The 1,304-nt window shown below is 60.4% G+C and carries 1 protein-coding gene and 1 other annotated feature; the gene reads right to left on the bottom strand.

From position 1 onward, the window contains the following. Positions 1 to 30 precede the first annotated feature (30 nt). A protein-coding gene (locus tag ACX80O_RS16675; RefSeq protein ID WP_459334175.1) for an IS3 family transposase occupies positions 31 to 1,250 on the bottom strand; the annotation gives its coding sequence in 2 pieces (ribosomal slippage) (positions 31 to 971 and positions 971 to 1,250; 1,221 coding nt in all). Further along, positions 859 to 972, bottom strand: a sequence feature (AL1L pseudoknot). It overlaps the preceding gene by 114 nt. Positions 1,251 to 1,304: the final 54 nt, after the last annotated feature.

Below are 1,304 nucleotides of genomic sequence, written 5' to 3' on the forward strand. Positions count from 1 at the left end.
TGTCAAGCACCGGGTTTGGTGGAGGGCTTGTTAGACCCGTTCCATCATTTTGATGGTCGGGAGTTTTGAGTAGTAGATGGTTTCGGCTTCCACCGGTGGTCGGTAGCCGATCTCGCTGTGCAGGCGTCGGTGGTTGTACCAATCGATGTATTCCGCGACGGCGATTTCCAGGTCATTGATGCTTCTCCAGGGCCCCTTGTTCCGAATCAATTCGGCTTTGAACAGCGAGTTCAGTGCCTCGGCCATCGCGTTATCGTAACTATCGCCCTTGGCACCGACGGAGGCGACTGCTTCGGACTCAGCGAGCCTTTCTGTGTAGCGGATCGCACGATATTGAACTCCTCTGTCGCTGTGATGGATGAGCTGGGAGACGTCTTTCCCGGCGTGCCGGCGGGTCCATAACCCCATCTCCAACGCATCCAACGCCAAGGTTGTATGCAGCGTTGTGGACAGCTGCCAGCCGACGACCCGGCGGGAGAACACATCCAGGACAAACGCCGCGTAAACCCATCCGGAAAACGTGCGGATGTAGGTGATGTCCGCGACCCACAAACAATTCGGTGCCAGCGCCGTGAACTGACGACGGACCAGATCCGCTGGCCGGTCCGTGCAGGGCCCTGGCACTGTCGTCCGCGGGGCCTTGCCCCGGTGCACCCCGTGTAAACCAGCGTGGCGCATGAGGCGTTCCACCGTGCACCTGGCTACCCGGTGTCCTTCACGGTTCAGGGCCGCATACACTTTCCTCGCCCCGTAAACACCGTAGTTCTCTCGGTGCACTCGGATGATCTGCTCCGTTGTCACAGCGTCCGTGATGGAGCGTTTGGACTCCGGACGGGCTTTGGCTGCGTAGTACGTTGATGGGGCGATCGGCAGCTGTTTGCAGATCGGCTCGACCCCGTATTCGTCCTTGTGCTGATCGATGTAAGCGATCATCGTCGCGAGGGGCGGTCGAGCTCCGCCGCGAAGAAAGCCGACGCCGATTTCAGGATCCCGTTGGCCCGGCGCAACTCAGCGACTTCACGCTCGAGCTCCGCCAGCCGGGCAGCGTCATCAGTCGTCGTCCCAGGCCGCACACCTTGGTCGATCTCGACGGTACGCAACCAGCCACGGATTGTGTCCGCCGGGATACCTAGTTGAGCGCCAATACGACTACACGCACCCCGCCGGGCACTAGGGTCCTTCTGCGCGTCCATCACCAACCGGACCGCGCGCTCACGAAGCTCATCCGGATACTTCCTCGGTGCTGCCATAAAGGCTCATCCTTTCAAGGAATCAACACCCTCCATTAAACCCGGGGCGGTTCA

It is taken from the genome of Arthrobacter glycogeni, assembly GCF_054511155.1.